Source organism: Micromonospora sp. CMU55-4, from assembly GCF_011602315.1.
Lineage (GTDB): Bacteria > Actinomycetota > Actinomycetes > Mycobacteriales > Micromonosporaceae > Micromonospora > Micromonospora chalcea.
This window is the reverse complement of sequence record NZ_JAAOLH010000012.1, coordinates 163717-181228: the sequence shown is the minus strand read 5'-3', so window position 1 is coordinate 181228 and position 17512 is coordinate 163717. Positions and strand designations below refer to the sequence as shown.

19 protein-coding genes are annotated in these 17512 nt (G+C 68.7%); 9 read left to right on the top strand and 10 right to left on the bottom strand.

The window, feature by feature from the left end; genetic code table 11:
• Positions 1-14: 14 nt before the first annotated feature.
• The 3 genes from fmdA to HA073_RS21375 all read left to right on the top strand — a co-directional run bounded on the left by fmdA (position 15) and on the right by HA073_RS21375 (position 2100).
• Positions 15-1268 (top strand): formamidase, encoded by a 1254-nt coding sequence (gene fmdA / locus HA073_RS21385; RefSeq protein WP_043325299.1) that lies wholly within the window; start codon positions 15-17, stop codon positions 1266-1268.
• A 13-nt stretch (positions 1269-1281) separates the two neighbouring features.
• Entirely contained in the window at positions 1282-1611 is a 330-nt protein-coding gene (locus tag HA073_RS21380) for a cupin domain-containing protein (RefSeq protein ID WP_064447525.1), read from the top strand.
• A gap of 75 nt (positions 1612-1686) precedes the next feature.
• The gene (locus HA073_RS21375; protein WP_166457145.1) at positions 1687-2100 is read left to right on the top strand and encodes a nuclear transport factor 2 family protein; all 414 of its coding nucleotides are present in this window, start codon (positions 1687-1689) and stop codon (positions 2098-2100) included.
• A gap of 8 nt (positions 2101-2108) precedes the next feature.
• Here HA073_RS21375 and HA073_RS21370 read toward each other — a convergent pair whose 3' ends face one another.
• Positions 2109-3086, bottom strand: coding sequence for a phosphotransferase (locus HA073_RS21370; RefSeq protein ID WP_043325302.1), 978 nt, complete (start codon positions 3084-3086; stop codon positions 2109-2111).
• A gap of 406 nt (positions 3087-3492) precedes the next feature.
• On the opposite strand from HA073_RS21370, the gene HA073_RS21360 reads away from it, so the two are divergent.
• The 3 genes from HA073_RS21360 to HA073_RS21350 all read left to right on the top strand — a co-directional run bounded on the left by HA073_RS21360 (position 3493) and on the right by HA073_RS21350 (position 6052).
• On the top strand, positions 3493-4581 hold the full coding sequence (locus HA073_RS21360; protein ID WP_043325304.1) for an epoxide hydrolase family protein: 1089 nt from the start codon (positions 3493-3495) through the stop codon (positions 4579-4581).
• Between the two features lie 76 nt (positions 4582-4657).
• Positions 4658-4873, top strand: coding sequence for a hypothetical protein (locus tag HA073_RS21355; RefSeq protein WP_166457144.1), 216 nt, complete (start codon positions 4658-4660; stop codon positions 4871-4873).
• Between the two features lie 384 nt (positions 4874-5257).
• Positions 5258-6052: a matrixin family metalloprotease gene (locus tag HA073_RS21350; RefSeq protein WP_147265144.1), complete on the top strand. Its 795-nt coding sequence runs from the start codon at positions 5258-5260 to the stop codon at positions 6050-6052.
• A 178-nt stretch (positions 6053-6230) separates the two neighbouring features.
• On the opposite strand, the gene HA073_RS21345 is transcribed toward HA073_RS21350, so the two are convergent.
• Positions 6231-7127: a hypothetical protein gene (locus HA073_RS21345; protein WP_166457143.1), complete on the bottom strand. Its 897-nt coding sequence runs from the start codon at positions 7125-7127 to the stop codon at positions 6231-6233.
• Positions 7124-7507, bottom strand: a complete 384-nt coding sequence (locus HA073_RS21340) for a PadR family transcriptional regulator (protein ID WP_043325311.1) — start codon at positions 7505-7507, stop codon at positions 7124-7126. Before HA073_RS21340 ends, HA073_RS21345 begins: the two co-directional genes overlap by 4 nt.
• 91 nt (positions 7508-7598) lie before the next feature.
• On the opposite strand from HA073_RS21340, the gene HA073_RS21335 reads away from it, so the two are divergent.
• Both HA073_RS21335 and HA073_RS21330 read left to right on the top strand, forming a co-directional pair.
• Complete coding sequence (locus tag HA073_RS21335; RefSeq protein ID WP_166457142.1) at positions 7599-8846, top strand: NAD(P)/FAD-dependent oxidoreductase; 1248 nt, start codon at positions 7599-7601, stop codon at positions 8844-8846.
• 8 nt (positions 8847-8854) lie between these two features.
• Positions 8855-9331, top strand: coding sequence for a MarR family transcriptional regulator (locus HA073_RS21330; RefSeq protein ID WP_233514707.1), 477 nt, complete (start codon positions 8855-8857; stop codon positions 9329-9331).
• 78 nt (positions 9332-9409) lie between these two features.
• On the opposite strand, the gene HA073_RS21325 is transcribed toward HA073_RS21330, so the two are convergent.
• From HA073_RS21325 to HA073_RS21295, 7 genes are all read right to left on the bottom strand, one after another.
• Entirely contained in the window at positions 9410-9688 is a 279-nt protein-coding gene (locus HA073_RS21325; RefSeq protein WP_051611113.1) for a phosphopantetheine-binding protein, read from the bottom strand.
• A 49-nt stretch (positions 9689-9737) separates the two neighbouring features.
• Positions 9738-10472, bottom strand: coding sequence for an SDR family NAD(P)-dependent oxidoreductase (locus HA073_RS21320; RefSeq protein WP_069087888.1), 735 nt, complete (start codon positions 10470-10472; stop codon positions 9738-9740).
• A complete protein-coding gene (locus HA073_RS21315; protein ID WP_069087889.1) occupies positions 10469-11635 on the bottom strand; it encodes an AMP-binding protein in 1167 nt (388 codons plus the stop codon). The genes HA073_RS21320 and HA073_RS21315 overlap by 4 nt, the downstream gene beginning before the upstream one ends.
• A gap of 167 nt (positions 11636-11802) precedes the next feature.
• Complete coding sequence (locus HA073_RS21310; RefSeq protein WP_104114715.1) at positions 11803-12687, bottom strand: hypothetical protein; 885 nt, start codon at positions 12685-12687, stop codon at positions 11803-11805.
• A gap of 112 nt (positions 12688-12799) precedes the next feature.
• Positions 12800-13603, bottom strand: a complete 804-nt coding sequence (locus tag HA073_RS21305; RefSeq protein ID WP_166457141.1) for an ABC transporter permease — start codon at positions 13601-13603, stop codon at positions 12800-12802.
• On the bottom strand, positions 13593-14351 hold the full coding sequence (locus HA073_RS21300) for an ABC-2 family transporter protein (RefSeq protein WP_240925868.1): 759 nt from the start codon (positions 14349-14351) through the stop codon (positions 13593-13595). Before HA073_RS21300 ends, HA073_RS21305 begins: the two co-directional genes overlap by 11 nt.
• 80 nt (positions 14352-14431) lie before the next feature.
• Entirely contained in the window at positions 14432-15520 is a 1089-nt protein-coding gene (locus HA073_RS21295; protein ID WP_280841839.1) for an ATP-binding cassette domain-containing protein, read from the bottom strand.
• Between the two features lie 75 nt (positions 15521-15595).
• On the opposite strand from HA073_RS21295, the gene HA073_RS21290 reads away from it, so the two are divergent.
• On the top strand, positions 15596-17248 hold the full coding sequence (locus HA073_RS21290) for a condensation domain-containing protein (protein WP_166457140.1): 1653 nt from the start codon (positions 15596-15598) through the stop codon (positions 17246-17248).
• The last annotated feature ends 264 nt before the right edge of the window (positions 17249-17512 follow it).

The window sequence follows — 17512 nt, the reverse complement described above, 5'->3', positions numbered from 1 at the left end:
AAGGGCTCAAGACCGTGCCTGAACTGCTGTTCCCCCTCGACTCCACGAAGAGGTTCACCGACCAGGAGAAGGTCGGGCACAACCGCTGGCATCCCGACATCCCGCCCGTGGCGACAGTACGACCCGGGCAGTCGTTCCGCGTCCACTGCCGCGAGTGGTTCGACGGCGCGATCCACAACGACGACTCCGCCGAGGACATCCGGGACGCTCCGCTGACCCGGGTCCACGCGCTCAGCGGCCCGTTCGCCGTCGAGGGCGCCGAGCCGGGCGACCTGCTCATGGTCGACATCCTCGACATGGGCCCGATCCCGCAGGAGTCCGGTCCGCTGGCCGGTCAGGGCTGGGGTTACACGGGCATCTTCCCCACCGGCAACGGCGGCGGCTTCCTCACCGAACAGTTCCCCGACGCGTACAAGGCGGTCTGGGACTTCACCGGCCGCAAGGCCACCTCCCGGCACATCCCCGGGGTCTCGTTCACCGGGATCGCCCACCCGGGACTGATGGGCACCGCCCCGTCCGCGTCGCTGCTCGCGACCTGGAACCAGCGGGAGGGGGCGCTGATCGCCACCGCACCCGACCGGGTGCCGCCCCTGGCCCTGCCCCCCGAGCCGCAGGACGCGATCCTCGGCAGCCTCACCGGCGCCGACTTCGACCGGGTGGCCGCGGAGGCGGCGCGAACCGCGCCGCCTCGGGAGAACGGCGGGAACCAGGACATCAAGAACTTCACCGTCGGCAGCCGGGTCTTCTACCCCGTGTACGTGCCGGGAGCCAACCTGTCCCTCGGCGACCTGCACTTCTCCCAGGGCGACGGAGAGATCACCTTCTGCGGCGCCATCGAGATGGGCGGCTTCGTCGACCTGCACGTCGACCTGATCAAGAACGGCATGCAGACGTACGGCGTCGCCGAGAACACGATCTTCATGCCGGGTGACACGCCGCCGCAGTACTCCCAGTGGCTGGCCTTCTCCGGGCTCTCGGTCACCCTCGACGGCGAACAGCGGTACCTCGACTCGCAGCTCGCCTACCAGCGCGCGTGCCTGCACGCCATCGACTACCTGACCCGCTTCGGCTACCAGCCGGAACAGGCGTACCTGCTGCTCGGCGCCGCACCGATCGAGGGCCGGCTCTCCGGCGTGGTGGACATCCCCAACTCCTGCGCGACCGTCTACCTGCCCACCGAGATCTTCGACTTCGACATCCGGCCCTCGGCCGCCGGTCCGACCCGGATCGACCCGGGCAAGGGCGCCCCGAAAGCCACCATGCCGTGAGCAGGTGACCCTCGTGCAGAAGTCATCCCTGACCGCACTGGCCCGCGAACAGCTCAAGCTCGCGCACGCCTCCTCCAGCGGCCGCAGCAGCTCCACCGTCTACGGCGGCCACGAGCACAGGCTCCGCCAGACGGTGATCGCGCTGACCGCCGGCCAGGCGCTCGGCGAGCACGAGAACCCCGGCGAGGCCACCGTCCACGTGCTGCACGGCCGGGTCCGGCTCGGCGCCGGCGAGACGTCCTGGGACGGCGCACCCGGCGATCTGCTGATCGTGCCGGACCGCCGGCACACGCTGGAGGCACTGGAGGACGCCGCGGTGCTGCTCACCGTCGCCAAGCGCTGACCGGCGAACCCGCCGTCCCCGCTGACCAGTACAGGCGGTCAGCGCTCCCGGATAATCGCTGTTACGTTGTCGTCAATGGACACCGATGATCACCCCACGGGGAACGGCGGCGCGGATCTCCCCGGCGTCGAAGCTCTACGCGCCGCCGAACGGCGTCTTCAACGTGCCCAACTGTCCTCCGACGTCGCGGCGCTGGATCGGTTGATCGATGACCGGCTCGTGTTCACCGGGCCGGACGGCCGCCTCTACTCCAAGCAGGACGACCTGCACGTGCACCGATCCGGGCAGCAGACGATCACCCGGGTGGACGAGGAGGACCTGGCGGTCCTCGTGGCCGGCGGCACCGGTGTGACGTGGTTCCTCGGCACCGTGGAGGGCACCCTCGCCGGCGAGCCGTTTCTCGCCCGGGTCCGCTACACGCGCACATGGATCCTCGACAATAACGAGGGGTGGCGGCTGCTCGCGGCACACGTCGGTCCGGCCGACTGAGGCTGCCGTCAGGTCGCGGCGAGCGCCTTGGTGATGTTCCACTCGGCCAGGTCGAGCATCCACTTCCGGTCCGGGAAGTCGGTGTCCGCGATCCGCAGTGGCCCTTCGATCAAGGACAACGTCTGCGCGTACCGGTAGAGCTCCAGCCGGTGGGGATCGAGATCGACCGGACGCAGCGCCGAATACGCTTCGCCGAAGCGCATCTGCAGCCAGGCATGATCCCATTCGACATCGAAGTACGTCAGCCCCTCGAAATCGATCATGACGGCCTCGCCGGCCGGCGTGACGAGCACGTGATCCGGGCCGAGTTCACCGTGCACCAGCCCGTACTCCACGCGTGGGGTGACCGCGCTCCTGAGACGGCGTACGTGGGCGGCGATCCGGTGATGGGCGTCGGCCAGCCGGGCGTCGCGGGCCGCTGCCGCGTCGAGGTGGCCGAGCGCTCGGTCGACGACAACGTCCTCCGTGCGCCGCGTCTGGGACGCCTCACCTCGCGCGACGGCCGCGACCTTGCCGTAGTGCGGTCCGAAGGCGGTGTGCATCCGGCGCAGGGCGTCACCGAGCGCGGCCAGCGGGGCGGCGGCGGTGGCCGGATCGTGTTCCAGCAACGTCTCCAGCCGCAGCGCGCCGGCGTCCTCGACGAGCGCGACGTCGGCGTCGAGGTAGCGGCCGTCCCGGTCGATCATCATCAGATGCGGGACACGCACACCCGCTGCGGTGAGCGCCGCGTGGCTGGCGGCGAAGAGATCCGCGCCCGACGCATCGGTGAACGGGTCGTCCGGGACGGTCGGTGACGGGGGCCAGTAGTTCTCGTCCGCGGCCCACACGTACAGCATCACGGTTGTCCGGTCGTCCAGCCGGAGCCGGTAGACGCCCTTCTTGGTGCCGCCCGTCAGCCGGTCCAGGGCAGCGAGCCGCCGGTCGGAGCCGAACTGGTCCGACACGAGGTCGTGCAGATCGTCCGGCTGCAGGAAGGTCCGCGTCATGGCCGCCTCTCGTCAGATCGAGGCAGCCAGGCTGCCAGGCCGGGGCAGCGGCACACAACCGAGTTGACGCAGCGGACTTCGCGGACCGGCCCGCCCCGGCGCTGACCGTGTTCGCGCTGCTGATGCAGGTCGGCTTCATCGGTGGTGCCACCGAGCAGCCGGCGCTTCCGCAGATGTTGGAGCCGTCCGGCGGCAGGCCAGGCGGTGGCTGCGGGGATCCGCCCCGGCCGGCAGCTGGTGGACAGGACATGCCCAGGGTGTAGGCCGTCATGGACAACGAGCCGTAGGCGTAGCCGTCGACGAGGACCTCGGTGTCGGGGATGTCTCGCCCGGATCGGAGATCGAGTCTGCAGCCTGCCCATTCGGGCGGCTGCCGAGTGACTCCTTGCGATGGAATCATGATCAGGTGACGCCCTTCCACATCGATGTGCCCGAAGCCGTCCTGGACGACCTGCGGGCTCGGCTCTCGCGGACAAGGCTCGCGCCGGCCGCCCCAGGAGAGCCGTGGGCCGCCGGCACCGACCCTGGGTACCTGGCAGGTCTGGTGCGGTACTGGCTCGACGGATTCGACTGGCGTGCGGTCGAGCGTGCCCTCAATCGGCACCCTCAGTTCGTCACCACGGTCCGGGGCACGCCGGTCCACTTCGTTCATGTCCGCTCGGCATCGCCCGACGCCACGGCGCTGATCCTGACCCATGGCTGGCCCAGCACGTACACGGAGATGCTGCCCCTGGTGTCCCGGCTCGCAGACTTCGACCTCGTCATACCGAGCCTGCCGGGCTTCGTCTTCTCCGGACCACTCGCCGAGGGCCCGACGACCGAGGCGGCTGTCGCGGACGTGTGGGCTGAGCTGATGACCCGTCTGGGCTACGACCGCTTCGGCGCCTACGGTGGCGACATCGGGTCCGGCGTGTCGACGTGGCTCGGCGCCCGCCACGCAGATCGGGTCATCGGGGTCTTCTCGCAGCACATCAAGTTCCCGCCGGCGGACCGCAGGGGCGACCTCAGCCCAGCCGAGGAGGCGTTCGTCGCCATGCTCGACGCGAAGGCCCAGGATGACTGGGGCTACGGAATCATCCAGGAGACACGGCCCGACACCCTTGCGGCCGCGCTGAGCGACTCGCCGTCCGGACTGGCCGCATGGATCATCGAGAAGTACCAGCGCTGGAGCGACTGCGGCGGCGACATCTCCCGCCGGTTCGGCTTCGACGAACTGCTGACCACCGTGATGCTGTACTGGGTCACCAACTGCATCGGCACGTCCTTCCGGCCCTACCGTGACGACCGCCTGGCCCCACCACTGCCGATCGTCGCCGTGCCCGCCGGTATCACGGTCAGCGTGGAGGACGCCGGCCTGCCCCGGTCGTTCGCCGAACGCACCTACGCCAACCTCACCCACTGGCGCGAGCCCACCGTCGGCGGCCACTTCTTCGCCCAGGAAGAGCCCGACCTGCTCGCTGCCGACCTGCGCGCCTTCTTCAGCGCGCTGCGGTGATCCAGTAGCTCAACCGGCGGCACCGCCGACCCGGACCGGTACCTGGTGGTGCCAGCTGGCGCGCCGCAGGAGCCGGGTGGCCGCGATCGTCGCCGCCCACGTCGACCAGCTACGCGCCCGCCGCTCGGAGATGGCGCGCGGGCATGCTGCGGCAGCCGGCGCGGAAACGACCAAAGAGGCCGCCGCCTCCGTCCGCCCGAAGGCAGGTGGAGGCGGCGGCCTCATCGCGTACGGGGTTATCAGGAGCGTCACGCTGAAGCTCCTGCGTAGACACATGATCGACCAGACGTAATTTCCGCACTGAGGAGCTTCCTGCTGCCTCGTCCTGTCCAGTTGTCGCGCACGGGCGAAGGACCTGAATCTTGACTAAGGGAACCCGGCCTCGTACAGTGTCCAGACATCCAAAAATTTAAGACTATGTCTCTCAACGGGGGTTGGGTGTTCCATGGCTCGAAAAGAAGGCCGTAGTAGGTCAGTTGGCACCGTAATCGCATTAACCGCTTTGATGCCTGCGGTCGCTTTGATGCCGACGACGCCGTCGTTCGCTGCCGAGATTCCATGCAGCTCAACCTTGTCACCAAGCGAGATCAAGTCGGTCGGCACTTCTTGCCAATTGGCTTCGGACACCGTCGTCCGAGTCGCCGAGGGTCTCGAGGTTGCAGTTCCGGAGCCAGGCATGGTCGCCATCGTGCAGGTTCTCCGGACGCCCGGCTCGACGGGCCCGAGCGCTGCTTCTGTCTATCGGGCGACCGACGGTCAGCTGGCGTTGCAGATCGACGAGACGCCCGCGCTTGGATCCACTGCCACAGCGGGCGCTCTCAAGCGCATCCTCGCCAAACGCGCAGAACCAGCCACCAAGCACCCAGAACCAGCCGGGGCAGCGAAGACTCAGTCATCTGGGCTCGCAGCTGTGCCTGCGTACTGCGGAAGCTCCTACGAATACAACTTCAGCGGCGGCGTATGGCAGCAATCTGTGTTTCCGTGGACCTACAACAGCCGGTCGCAGCCGGCCTCGGACGCGCTTCAAGCCATCAAGTACGGCTTCCAATTCATAACTGACACTTCTTCCGCATGCGGCACGTACTACACGTTCGCCTTCGCCGACTATCGAGGGTCAACCACCCGCTACACGTGGGGAACGAGGGACAACGGAAATGTAGTCGGATGGGCCGGATTTGATCCGGACATCTTGGGAGCCACCTACTCGTGGGTCGACGGCTCCGGCCTCAGGGTGGAGGTCGACATAGCATTCAACAACCGGGTCACGAACTGGTTCACCGGCCTTTCCGGGACTGTCCCTGCGGGGCGTTTCGACCTCATCTCCGTTGCCACGCATGAGGCTGGGCACGGCTTTGGCTTGGCGCACTACACGGGCAGCTCTTATCCGGTGATGTTCCCGACGCTCGGCACGGGAGTGAATAAGCGAGTCAAGCGAAGCGGTGATCTTACCGGGATGGGCACCTTGTACTGACAGGCAAGCCGTAGTACTCCGGCGTCGCTCGACTTCGGCGTTGGGTGTGGCGAGCCATGAGGACGGCCACCGCACGTTCATCGATGGTCTGAGGACCGCCGATGAACGTGCGGTGGCCGTGTGCCACAGTCGGCTACAGATCCCTGCCGGCCGCCGTTGTGGACCACCCGCGAGTTGGTCAGGCTCGGGTGCGCTGCCGCTGCCGGGTCGACACGACCGCGACGACAGCCATCAGGACCGCGACGACCAGGGACGGCAGGGCGTCCGGCCGGCGCAGCAACTCTCCCGTCAACCCGCTGTTGTCCAACTGGTGGAGCGTACCCAGCAGGAGGGTGGGGACGACGGCGATCAGCAGCCGCTGGTCGGCCGTGGCCACCCACAGGAATGCGGCAATCCCGGCGACGACCATGACGGCCACGACGATCCGCGGACCGGCGTCGGCCATGCGGAGGCCGCCCGCGGGGATGAGATGCAGGGCGAGGACGCCGGCGGTGACCAGGACGGCGTTGGCCCGGGGCGCCGGCGGCACGTCCGCCGGGCGCCGCAGCCCCAGCACGATCAGCGGCGCGGCGACGACCGGCGCCCACCACTGCGGCAGGCCGTTGCTGAACAGGTACGTGGAGATCACGGTCGGCACCACCGCCGCGGTCACCGCCAGGGCGGCAGCGGTACGCGCGCGGCCCGCGACGAGCGCCACCAGCGCGGCGATCAGCGCGATCTCGTGGATGCCCTGATTCCGCAGGACGGTCAGGGGGTCCGAGAGTCCGCCGAACTGGAAGGCCTCGATGATGTCGTCCAGGCCGATGAGCGCACCCAGCGCCAGCACCGCGATGGCGCCCAGGTGGATGCCCTGCCAGAACAGCACGGCGGTGGGCCGGGGCGCGGCGCCGCCGCCGTACACCCGCAGGCCGCCCCGGACGAGCGAGGCCGCCTCCCGGGCGCTGGGCCAGCGGCGGGTGGTGGGTTCGTCGCCGATCAGCGTGTCGATCAGCTCGTCGGCGCGTTCGCGGCGGTAGTCGGCGGGGTAGGCCCGCAGCAGCATCCGGTAGCGCTTCTCCAGGACATCGGAACTCATGCTGGTCTGATCCTCGCGGTAGAAGGGTGACGGGCACTTGCCTGCGATTGGACCCGGCGCGGCAGGCGGTCCATGACCACCCGGGCGGCCTGGGCGAGCCGGTCGGCCTCTTCGGTGAGTACGAGACAGCCCTCGTCGGTGAGTCGGTAGTAGCGACGGGCACGCCCGTTGACGATCTCCTCACCGTCGGCGGTGACGAGGCCCTCGCCGAGCAGCCGGTCGATCACGGAGTACAGCGATCCGGCGGCGAGGGTCACCCGCCCGTCGGACAGCTCCTTGACCCGCTTGATCACGGCATAGCCGTGGAGCGGCCCGCCGAGCAGAGCGGCGAGGACGAAGTACGACGGTTCCCGTAGCGCGGGACGCGAAGCCGATCCCATGAGGCGAATATACAACCTACTTGAGTATCCGTCCAAGGTGACTGTTCACAGTGACCTTTGCCCAAATTATCTTAATGATTAAGGTAACTGCATGAGCACATCGACGGACTTCTCGGTGGTGATCGCCGGCGCCGGCCTCTCCGGCCTCTGCCTCGCCCAGTACCTGACGCGCGCCGGCATCGACGTGCACGTCTACGAGCGGGACCCGGGCCCCTTCATCCGGCGGCAGGGTTACCGGATCATTCTCGACCGGTACGGGCTGGAGGCGCTTCGCGAGAGCCTGCCCCGCTCGCTCTACCACCTGGCGCTGGCCACCGGCGACGAGCCCGGCGGTCACCTGCGCTTCACCAACAGCCGGCTGCGGGACGCCTTCACCATCACGTTCAAGGACGAGCCGGGCGCGACCCGCCAGGTCGACCGGCTGACCCTGCGGTCGATCCTGCAGTCCGGGTTGAACGGGCGCATCCACTACGGCAAGGACGCCGTCGCGGTGGAGAGCGGCGGCCCGGCAGGGCTTCGACTGCGGTTCTCCGACGGCGAGGCCGCCGCGGCAACCGTCGTGGTGGGCGCGGACGGCGTCGGCTCGGCCCGGCGACCGCAGCTCATGCCGGACGCGGACCCGGCGAACACCTCGATGGCGGGCATCTACGGCCGCTCTCCCCTGCTGCGCAACGGCGAGAGCGTCATCCCCGACGCACTGCGTACCAGCGGGGTCCTGGCCATCGCCGACCGGCCCGGCAGCGCCTTCTTCTTCACCTCCATGCGGTTCGGCGAGAGCCCGCAGGCGGCGTTCGCACGCCTGGCCCCGGGCAACTACGCGCCCAGCGGCGACGACTACGTCATGTGGGGCCTGCTGCTCCGGCAGGAGGAACTGCCGGCCGACGTCCGCGGGAACCTGCTGGCGCTGTGGAAACTGGCCGACCGATTGAGTACGGACTTCCATCCGCTCATCCGGCGCCTGGTCGACACCGCCGAGCTGGACGCCACGGTGCTCAACCTCTTCGCCACCGGCCGACGGCCGCACCGGTGGGCGGTGCCACGGGCCACGATGATGGGTGACGCCGTACACGTCATGCCACCGTTCGGCGCCCACGGCGGCAACACCGCGCTCCGCGACGCCGCCCTGCTCGGCCGCCGGCTGGTCGAGGCGCGGGCGGGCGCCACCTCGGCGGAGGAGGCGATCGCCGCCTACCAGGACGAGATGACGGACTACGCCTTCCGCGCCGTCGACACCGCCTCCGGGCTGATGCGCCGCCTCACCGGGGGCGCGGCCGCGCCACACTGGGTGCTGACCCGCGTGCTACCTCGGCTGCACCGGGTCACCGTGCCGGAGGCATGATTGCCCGCATGTCCCACGATCCGGCCCGCGCCTCCGCGATCACCGACCTCATGCGCGCCGGGCGGGAGACGTCGCGGCTGTCCATGGTGTTCCGGTACGCCATCGCGGAGCGGCTGGGCCTCGCCGTGAGCGACCTGGAGTGCCTGGACTACCTGGCGGACATCGGCTCCGCCACCGCGGGGCAGATCGCCGAGCGGACCAGCCTCACCACCGGTGCGGTCACCAGCATGCTCCGCCGGCTCCAGCAGGCCGGTTACGTGACGGCCGAGCGCGACCCGGCAGACCGGCGGCGGGTCGTCGTCACCATACGGCCGGAGCGGATCGCCGACCTGGAGCGGCCGTACGAGCGTTTCGCCGAGCGGGCGGAACGGCTCGTCGAGGGCTACAGCGCCGAGGAGATCCGGCTGCTGGTCCGGCACCACGACCGCCTGCAGGCGATGTACCTCGCCGAGTTGGACCACCTCCGCGACGGCGACACCGCGTAGCCCGGCCGTCGCCCGTGACGACGGCGCGCCGATGGGCGCCCTTGGGAAGTCGTCCAACCTGCCGGGGAGCGGCAGTCATCACCTGTGAGGTGGGACGCTCTCCATTTGATTGCCGACGTAGACCTCCACCAACTCCCCCACCGTCCGGGGGAAGATCTCGTCCTCCAACGCGAGGAAGGGATCAAATCCCATCGACTGTTCGAGCCGCGTAACGAGGACGGCGAAGGCGAGACTGTCCAAGCCGCTGTCGGCCAGGCCGCTCTGCAGGCTGACCTCGCCGTCCTCGCCCCCTTCCTCTTTGATGAGCTTGACCACTTCACGAAGAACGATCTCCGCTACACGTTCCCGCTCGAGCACTGCGCCACCTTCCCTACGTGTTTGTCCGTCCACATTTCCGGTCCGGGCCTCATGCGGTGGAGCCGCCGTCCACGGTGATCAGCGTTCCGGTCACACCGGCGGCATCCGGGGAAAGAAGGTAGGTCACTGCGGCGGCCACTTCGTCGAGACGTGCGAACCGGCCGATCGGACTGCGCCCCTTGATGCGCGCCTGGCTCTCCGCCCCCAGGGCGCCGGTCATCTCGGTGTCAAGGAAGCCCGGCGCCACCGCATTGACCGTCACGCCGCGCCGCCCTACGTCGCGGGCCAGCGAACGGGTGAACCCCTCCAAACCCGCTTTCGCCGCCCCGTAGACGGACAGACCGCGGAATCCCGTCGAGGCAACGATCGAGGAGACGTTGACGACGCGTCCCCGGCCCGCTGAGATCATTGAGCGAACAAGATGCTTCGTCAGAACCATCGGCGACACAAGGTCGAGTTGCACTGTTTCCCAGATGGTTCTGTCCTTCACCAGCGGCAGGAGACCGTCGGTGCCGCGAGCGGCGTTGTTCACCAGCGCGTAGGGGGCGCCGTGCGCCTCCACGATTGCGCGTGCCAGGCCGGGCAAGGACTCCAGATCACTCAGGTCGGCACGGACGTGGACATAGCCCGGACCCACCTCCTCCGGCTCGACCTCGCGGCGGGCCAGGCCCACCACCCGGTATCCGTCGCTGCCGAGCCGCCGGGCCACCGCACGCCCCAGGCCACTGCTGGTTCCGGTCACTACCGCGTACGGACAGTCGCCGCGGGATTCCGCCTCGTTCACGCTCTGCTGACCTTTCCGGTGGGCGACAAGAAGAACTCGGTTACCGCGGTGATCGAGGCGGGAGTATGCGACCGGGGCAGATGGTCGGCGACGAATGACCGCAGGGCCGACTGCAGTTCGTCGGGGTCGAGCCCACTGCCGAGAGGCGAAGGCACAACCCGGGCGGTCAGGATCCAGCCCGTGATCGGGCTGCGCCTGGGCGTCACCACGGCATCATGTACTGCGGGATGCCGCCGGATCAGCTCCTCGACCCGCTCCGGCGAGACCTTGTCCCCTCCGACGTTCACCGTCTGCGACTTCCGGCCGACGAAGTAGACCCGGTCACCGCGAGGCTCGACGAGGTCGCCCGTGCAGACGAATCCGTCCGGCTGCGCCGTGCTGCTTCCCGGCGCCCGGACGAACAGGACGCCGTCGCGGATCTCCAGTGCCACACGGCCGGGAGCCGGCTCGAGAAGATGCCGGGGGAAACCTTCCCTGCCGTCGCTCACCGAGAAGGCGGCACCGGCCTCGGTGGACGCGTAGACATGCGTGACGCGCGCATCGAACCGCCGCCGCAACGCATTGATCAGCGACTGTGTCGCAATCTCACCACCCAGCGTGATCTGTTGCAGCCGGAGGTCGTCACAGGCCCTGCTGCGCAGAATCATCCGCCACATCGTCGGGGTCGCGGACAGTGCGTCGACGCCGGCTCCGGCGAACAGCTGGAGGCGCTCGTCGAGCCCGGCGGCGTGGTGGGCGTCCACCAGGGTGTCGCCGTGGATCGCCTGGAGGACGACCTGGATGCCCGCCATCCGGGTAGGAGAGAACAGGAGACCCCACCGCCGCTGCTCGCGGTCGCCGGGATTCCGCGCCGGGCGTACCGGGCGAATTCGCCGCGTCAGCGAGTCGAGACTGTGGTCGGTCGGGGTGGGGGTCCCCGTCGTGCCTGAGGAGAAGACACGCCAGAGCGTATGCACGTCGGTGCTCGCGTCGCCGGCCGACAGTTCGCCGTGGGATGCGTAGGCGGCAGCTGGGGCATCATCCCCGGCCTCGCGCAGGACCACCGCCTCCGCCGAGCCTACGGTCGGACTCAGGTCACCCACGAACTCGACCCGGGCGGCCCAGCCCTCGAGTGCGACGATGGCTGAGGCGACCAGGCGGGAACTCTGCCCCACCAGGGCCACGGTCGCACCTCGGGGTACGCGACGTCGCAGGCCGAGAACGTCAGCGTGCAGGTCGTGCGAGGTGAGCGGCGGAGACCGGCCGTCGATGACGACCGGACGACCGACGGCAGCGGCCCCCGCTCGGCCGCGCGTCCCGTCATGGTCTGCGACTTCCACCTCAGGACCGTTCATCCTGCTCCCTCACTGCACCGCGGGCCCGGCGCCCGACCGGGGCGGATCGACCGGAGCGTGAACTCGTAGAAGATCCTGCCGTCTTCGGTGACGCACGGATGAGCCGCGAACATGCCCTCGCGACTCGCGCGACGTAGCACCCGGTTACTGCCGGACCCGCAGCAGAACGCCTTGTACTCGGGCGTGAAGAAGAGGTCGGACAACAGGGCCATGGCCGGGTCGAGAATCTTGACCTCCCCGTCGGTGTCCACGAGCCGTACCCAGGAATGCAGGCCCAGGCGTGCGCCTCCGAAGATGTAGCCCGACTCCTGCTCGGCCGCCACACCACGGTCCAGCAGTTCAGACATCAGTACCTGACACAGCGAGTCGCAGTCGCCGACGCCCCGGTGCCTGGTGCCGGCGACATCGGAGGACAGGGTCATGGGTGTGAAGTGGAAGCGGTACCGCCGCAGCAGGTCGTCCCAGACCTCCCGCACCCTCGGGTCTCGCACCGTGGCGGTGTTCCCGGTCAGTTCGACCCTGCCGCGCCACTCCGCCCTGCCGGCCTGGATCTCTTCATGCTGCCACTGCACGTCCGGTAGGACAGGCGCGCTCCACTCGGACGACGGGCAGTGCTCCGCGCGGGGACACTGGGCCCAGCCGACGATCTCGTAGGCCCGCGCGGAGACCCAGTCCGCGCCGTACGACTTCAGCATCCTCGCGAAGAAGATCATGATCCGCTCCGGACTGCTGCGTCCGGTGCCGCTGAGCAGGCCAACGTTCCACACGTCGCAGTAGTCGTGTCGGCCGTCCTCCTCCACGAGGCCGGCGGCAACCAGTTGCGCCAGTTCCTCGGGCGTACACCGCAAGGTGTCCAGCGCCTCGGCCCTGCTGATCCACACCCGGTGCTCGGGTGGAGTCGGCACGACGTCCCGCAGCCCTCCGAGGAGACTCATCCGAGGGCTCCGAGAGACCGGACGACGGAATCGGCGTGGCGGCCGATGTGTTCGCACATCAGTGACCGGAGCTTTCATATCGTGAGAGCCCGTACCGGAAGACGGTCGTCCCGATCCACAGGCAGTAGATGGCGACGACCGGCGTCAGCAGCCCCAGCCAACGAGCCGGCCCGTGCGCGAGGACAGCCGCGGCGGGGAAGAAGCTCATGAACGCATAGGGCAGGACGACGGTAAGGGTGATCCGGACCCCAAGGCCGTAGATGGTGACCGGAAAACGAGCCAGTTCCCCGAAGCTGTGCATGGAGAACGCGAACATGGAGTACGGGGAACGCAACCAGAAGGCGGCGCAGTTCGTGAGGAGGTTGAGCCCGATCTTCACACCGGCCGCCGCAACCACGAGCAGCAGCCCGAGCGCGACGCGACCGACGTTCCAACTGACGTCGACGTGCCGCACCGCGGCGATCAGCAGACCGGTGCCGAGGACGAGATTGCCCAGTCCGTTCATTCCCACCGCGGAGCTGAGCACCTGGAGGACCGGTGGATAGGGCCGCAACAGCATCGCGTCCAGCTGTCCGAAGTTGACAGTCACCGCGAGAGTCCAGGCTCCCTGCGCGACCAGCACGCTCAGCCCTTCCGCGACGACCACCAGCGCGTAGATGAGCACGACTTCCCAGAACTGCCAGCCGTTGATCTCCGGGATGCTCCGGAAGATCGCCCACAGGAAGACCACGCCGACGGCCTGCACGAGAACTGCCGACAGGCTCATGATCCAGAAGTCGGCCTCGTACTGGAGAGTGGCGCGCACCTGGGCACCGAGCAGACGGCGGTAGAGCCACAGCGCTCGTCGTACTTCAGCCACCATGGACCGTCAGCTTCCGAGCGGCGGCCGACCACATCAACCGCGCCAGCCACCACAGCGCGACCGCCCAGGCCGCCTGCACCAGCACGGCGGTCGTCGCGTCGCTGCCGTCCAGTGAGCCGGTGTAGAGCAGCGCCGGGGTCGACGCCATTCCGACGAACGGCAGGTACGTGGCGATGACCCGCATCCACTCGGGCAGGAAGGCCAGCGGTACGAGTGCCCCGGAGAACAGCGTGATCAGGGCGATCCGGGCGGCCTGCACACCCACGTAGTTCTGTGTCCAGAAGACGAGCAGACCGCTCAGGTACACGATTCCGAACCGCAGGGGCAGCACCAGCAAGGCGGACAGGATGAACAGCGGCACGGTGTCCCGGTCCGGCGGCGACATGCCGCCGAAGATCGCGGCGGCTGCCAGGACGACCACGATCGCCGTGCCGGCTTCGTAGACGGCGAACCCGACGCTCTCGGCCAGGCGCGACCACTGGTAGTCGACCGGCCGAACCAGGTCCATGGCCACGTCGCCCTGCTGGATGCGGTTGGCCATTCGATAGTCGGTATAGCTGGACACCAGCGAACCGACGACGAACGCCACCAACAGGTACGCCTTCATCTGCGGCCAGTCGAATCCTTGCCGAGGGCCGGCGGCGAGTGCCGAGCGCCACAGGTACAGCATGGACAGGACGCCGAACGCCGAGGCCAGCATGCCGAAGAGGAAGCTCGTTTGATAGGCGAGAAGGCTCTTCAGCGCCATCCGGGCCATGCTCCGATAGGCACGTATCCGGCGTGATCGGGTATCAGCCGGCAACGGCACCGCACCGGCGGTCACGAATGTCATGACACGGTCTCCCGATCGACCCCGCCGCCGGGCTCGGGCCGCAACTGCCCCGCGTACACCTTCCGGACGACCGTCTCGATGGCCGGCTCGTCGATGTGCATGTCGACGATCTCCGCCTCGGCGAGCACTGCCGCCAGCACCTCTCGCGCGCCGAGCGTCATCCGGTCGAAGGTGACCGTGAGCTCGCGGTCGTCCGACCCCGCGCGGACCTGAGCGCCCGGCAGTCGCGCGGCGATCCGATCGACGCCCGCCAAGCCGGCGGCCAGCTCGAAGGACATCGACCGCTCGCGGACATGGGTGTCCTTCACCGACTGCAGGTCACCGTCGTACACCACACGTCCCGCGTCGATGATCACGATGCGCCGGCAGATGTCCTCGATGTCGGCGAGGTCGTGGGTGGTGAGCATGACCGTCGTCCCGTCCGCCACCAGCCGACGCACGAAGGAACGCACCCGGTCCTTCACCGCGATGTCCAAGCCGATCGTCGGCTCGTCCAGGTAGACGATCCGCGGTTCGTGGAGCAGCGCCGCGGCGAGGTCGGCCCGCATGCGTTGCCCCAGCGACAACTTACGGGCGACCACCGGGAGAAGGTCGGCCAAGCCGAGGACGTCGTCGAGGCGGGCCAGTGTCTCCCGGTACCGCGCGGCGCCCAGACCGTGCATGTCCCGCAGCAGTTCGAGCGAGTCACGTACGGGCAGGTCCCACCACAGCTGCGTTCGCTGCCCGAAGACGACGCCGACGCGTCGCGCGTTCTCCACCCTCGCCCGGTACGGCACCAAGCCGTCGACGAGGACCTGTCCAGCCGTCGGGACCAGGATCCCGGAAAGCATCTTCACCGTGGTGGACTTGCCGGCGCCGTTCGGACCGACGTAGGCCACTGCCTCGCCCTGTGCCACAGACAGATCGATGCCGTCCACAGCGACGTGCTCGGAGAATCTACGCTGGAGCAGGTGCCGGAGGGAACCGCGTAGCCCCGGCGCCTTCTCCGGCTTGCGGAAGACCTTACGCAGTCCTGCGACTTGGATCAATGTCACCGGACGAGCATGCACCATTTCCATCGCCGCGCCAACCACCTTGCCCCGCACGGATGCCAGCGATAGCCTTCGACGCAAGCCTCTCTCTGAATCGAATTGTTTTCGGTGTCCTGTTCAACGGAGAAGATGTCACTGCGGGACGGAGAAAAATTGGAAATTCGTTTTCGTGCGCCGTCCGGGCGAACCGCCGATCTGACCTGGGGACAGCAGAGGATGGCGCAACTGATGGCGGATCTCCAGCCGAACAACGCCTCGCTCAACCTCAAGTTCGCTCACCGGATCAAGCCGGGTCTGAAAGCCGACGAGGTCGCGTCCGCCATCAGAGGAATGGTCGAGGCCTGCGAGTCCGCGCGAACCCTGTTCGAGCCGGACGCGCCCTCCGCACAGCAAAGGGTCACAACCGAGGGAGTCCTGCACGTCGCGGTGATCACCGCCGTGACAGCCACCTTCACATCGGCTCTCGAATCGGCAGCCGAGCTGGCGGGCACCCCGTTCGGGGCCGACGACCTCCCCGTTCGCGTGGGCATCCTGACCGATCGGAGTGGCCCGGCCTTCGTCCTGCTGGCCATCAACCATCTCGCGTCGGACTACCTCGGCGCTCACTGGATGACCTGGCACCTCCGCCACGTCCTCCAGGCTGACTTCTCCGACGGCGAGCCGTCGGCGATCCACCCCGTCGATGTCAGCCACTGGGAGAGCAGTGAGGCCGGCCGGCGGGAAGGGGCCCGTGCGCTGCTCCGGCACGAACGGAGCCTTGCACGCATGCCTCAGAGCATGCTGCCCCGGCTCCCGGTCGAGCCGTTGCATCCCCGCTATCGGTACGTGGTGATGCAGACGTCAGCCGGCGCGTGGTGCCTGAGTCACCTGGCCAAGCGGCACGGGGTCAGCGAGACGGCGGTCGGCCACGCGGCCCTCTCCCTCGTGCTGGCCCACGTCAGCGGGCTGAGCCGGGCTCACCTCCAGGTGTGCGTCAGCAACCGGGCCGGTCGGGACACGACTGCCGTGGTGGGTTGCCTCACCCAGGACGTTCCCACCTGCGTGGCGATCGACGACGCCGACTTCGACGCACTGCTGCGGCGATCCGCCGGCGCCATCCACCACGCGACACTGACCGGGCGCTTCCCGCACCGAGGCCTGATGGAGGTGCGCGAGCGCGTCGAGAAGCGGCGCGGCTTCCCGCTGGATCTCTCCTACTGGCTCAACAGCCGACTGTTCGTGCCGCTCCCCGCGGAGGCACCGAACGCCGCGCGGATACGGGAGGAAGCGGCCAGGACCTCCGTCCGGTGGCTGGGCGGCGACCAGTGCAGCACGAGCACCCTCTTCTGCTACCTGGACCGCCGCGACGACATACTCGAAGTGCTGATGCTCGTCGACACCGCCTATGTCGCTCCCGGCGAGGCGGAGCAGTGGTTGCGTGCGTTCGAGTCGATTCTCGTCACCGCGGTCCTGCGACCGGAGCTCAGCGCGGACGCTCTCGTCGCGGAGACCGGCGTCGTGTCGTTCCGCGCGACGGACGACTGGGTCAAGATCGACCACAGCTGGATCCACCTACCCACCACGGCGGCACGCCTGCATGCGGCGCTTCCGGGCATGACCCTACGACTTACGGTTGAGACTCCCGGTGGTGAGGCTTCCCTGGTGGCGATGGTGGCCAGTCCTCGGAGCGGCCGCGAGACCAGCGCTCCTTCCGACACCGTTGTCGTCGAGGCGCTTCGTGGCTGCCGGGTCGGCATGCGCCCGCACCGGTTCGTCTCGAGGGCAGGGGATGTACAGGACTGATCGGCGACGTGGACCGCCTCGCGGCCCGGGTGCCCGGGCACGCGAGGACAGCAGGCCGCAGTCGCTCTCGAACCGGTCGGCGGCGCCCAGGTCGCCATGGCCCTCTCACTCCCGGAAGTTACGGAAAGGCACCGAGAATCCCGGCGCGGCAGTGATGCGGTTCCGCAGCTGCGCACGCGACACCGGGTCGCACGGCATGCCACCCGCGACCGCGTAGGTGACCCCCTGCCCTACACCACAGCGAGACCGACCGCCAAGCAGGGA

Coding starts and splice junctions, on each gene's coding strand:
- HA073_RS21375 (WP_166457145.1), top strand. CDS start 1,687: ATGGACACCGATGATCACCCCACGGGGAACGGCGGCGCGGATCTCCCC.
- HA073_RS21370 (WP_043325302.1), bottom strand. CDS start 3,086: ATGACGCGGACCTTCCTGCAGCCGGACGATCTGCACGACCTCGTGTCG.
- HA073_RS21350 (WP_147265144.1), top strand. CDS start 5,258: ATGGTCGCCATCGTGCAGGTTCTCCGGACGCCCGGCTCGACGGGCCCG.
- HA073_RS21345 (WP_166457143.1), bottom strand. CDS start 7,127: ATGAGTTCCGATGTCCTGGAGAAGCGCTACCGGATGCTGCTGCGGGCC.
- HA073_RS21340 (WP_043325311.1), bottom strand. CDS start 7,507: ATGGGATCGGCTTCGCGTCCCGCGCTACGGGAACCGTCGTACTTCGTC.
- HA073_RS21335 (WP_166457142.1), top strand. CDS start 7,599: ATGAGCACATCGACGGACTTCTCGGTGGTGATCGCCGGCGCCGGCCTC.
- HA073_RS21330 (WP_233514707.1), top strand. CDS start 8,855: ATGTCCCACGATCCGGCCCGCGCCTCCGCGATCACCGACCTCATGCGC.
- HA073_RS21305 (WP_166457141.1), bottom strand. CDS start 13,603: ATGGTGGCTGAAGTACGACGAGCGCTGTGGCTCTACCGCCGTCTGCTC.
- HA073_RS21300 (WP_240925868.1), bottom strand. CDS start 14,351: ATGGCGCTGAAGAGCCTTCTCGCCTATCAAACGAGCTTCCTCTTCGGC.
- HA073_RS21290 (WP_166457140.1), top strand. CDS start 15,596: ATGTCACTGCGGGACGGAGAAAAATTGGAAATTCGTTTTCGTGCGCCG.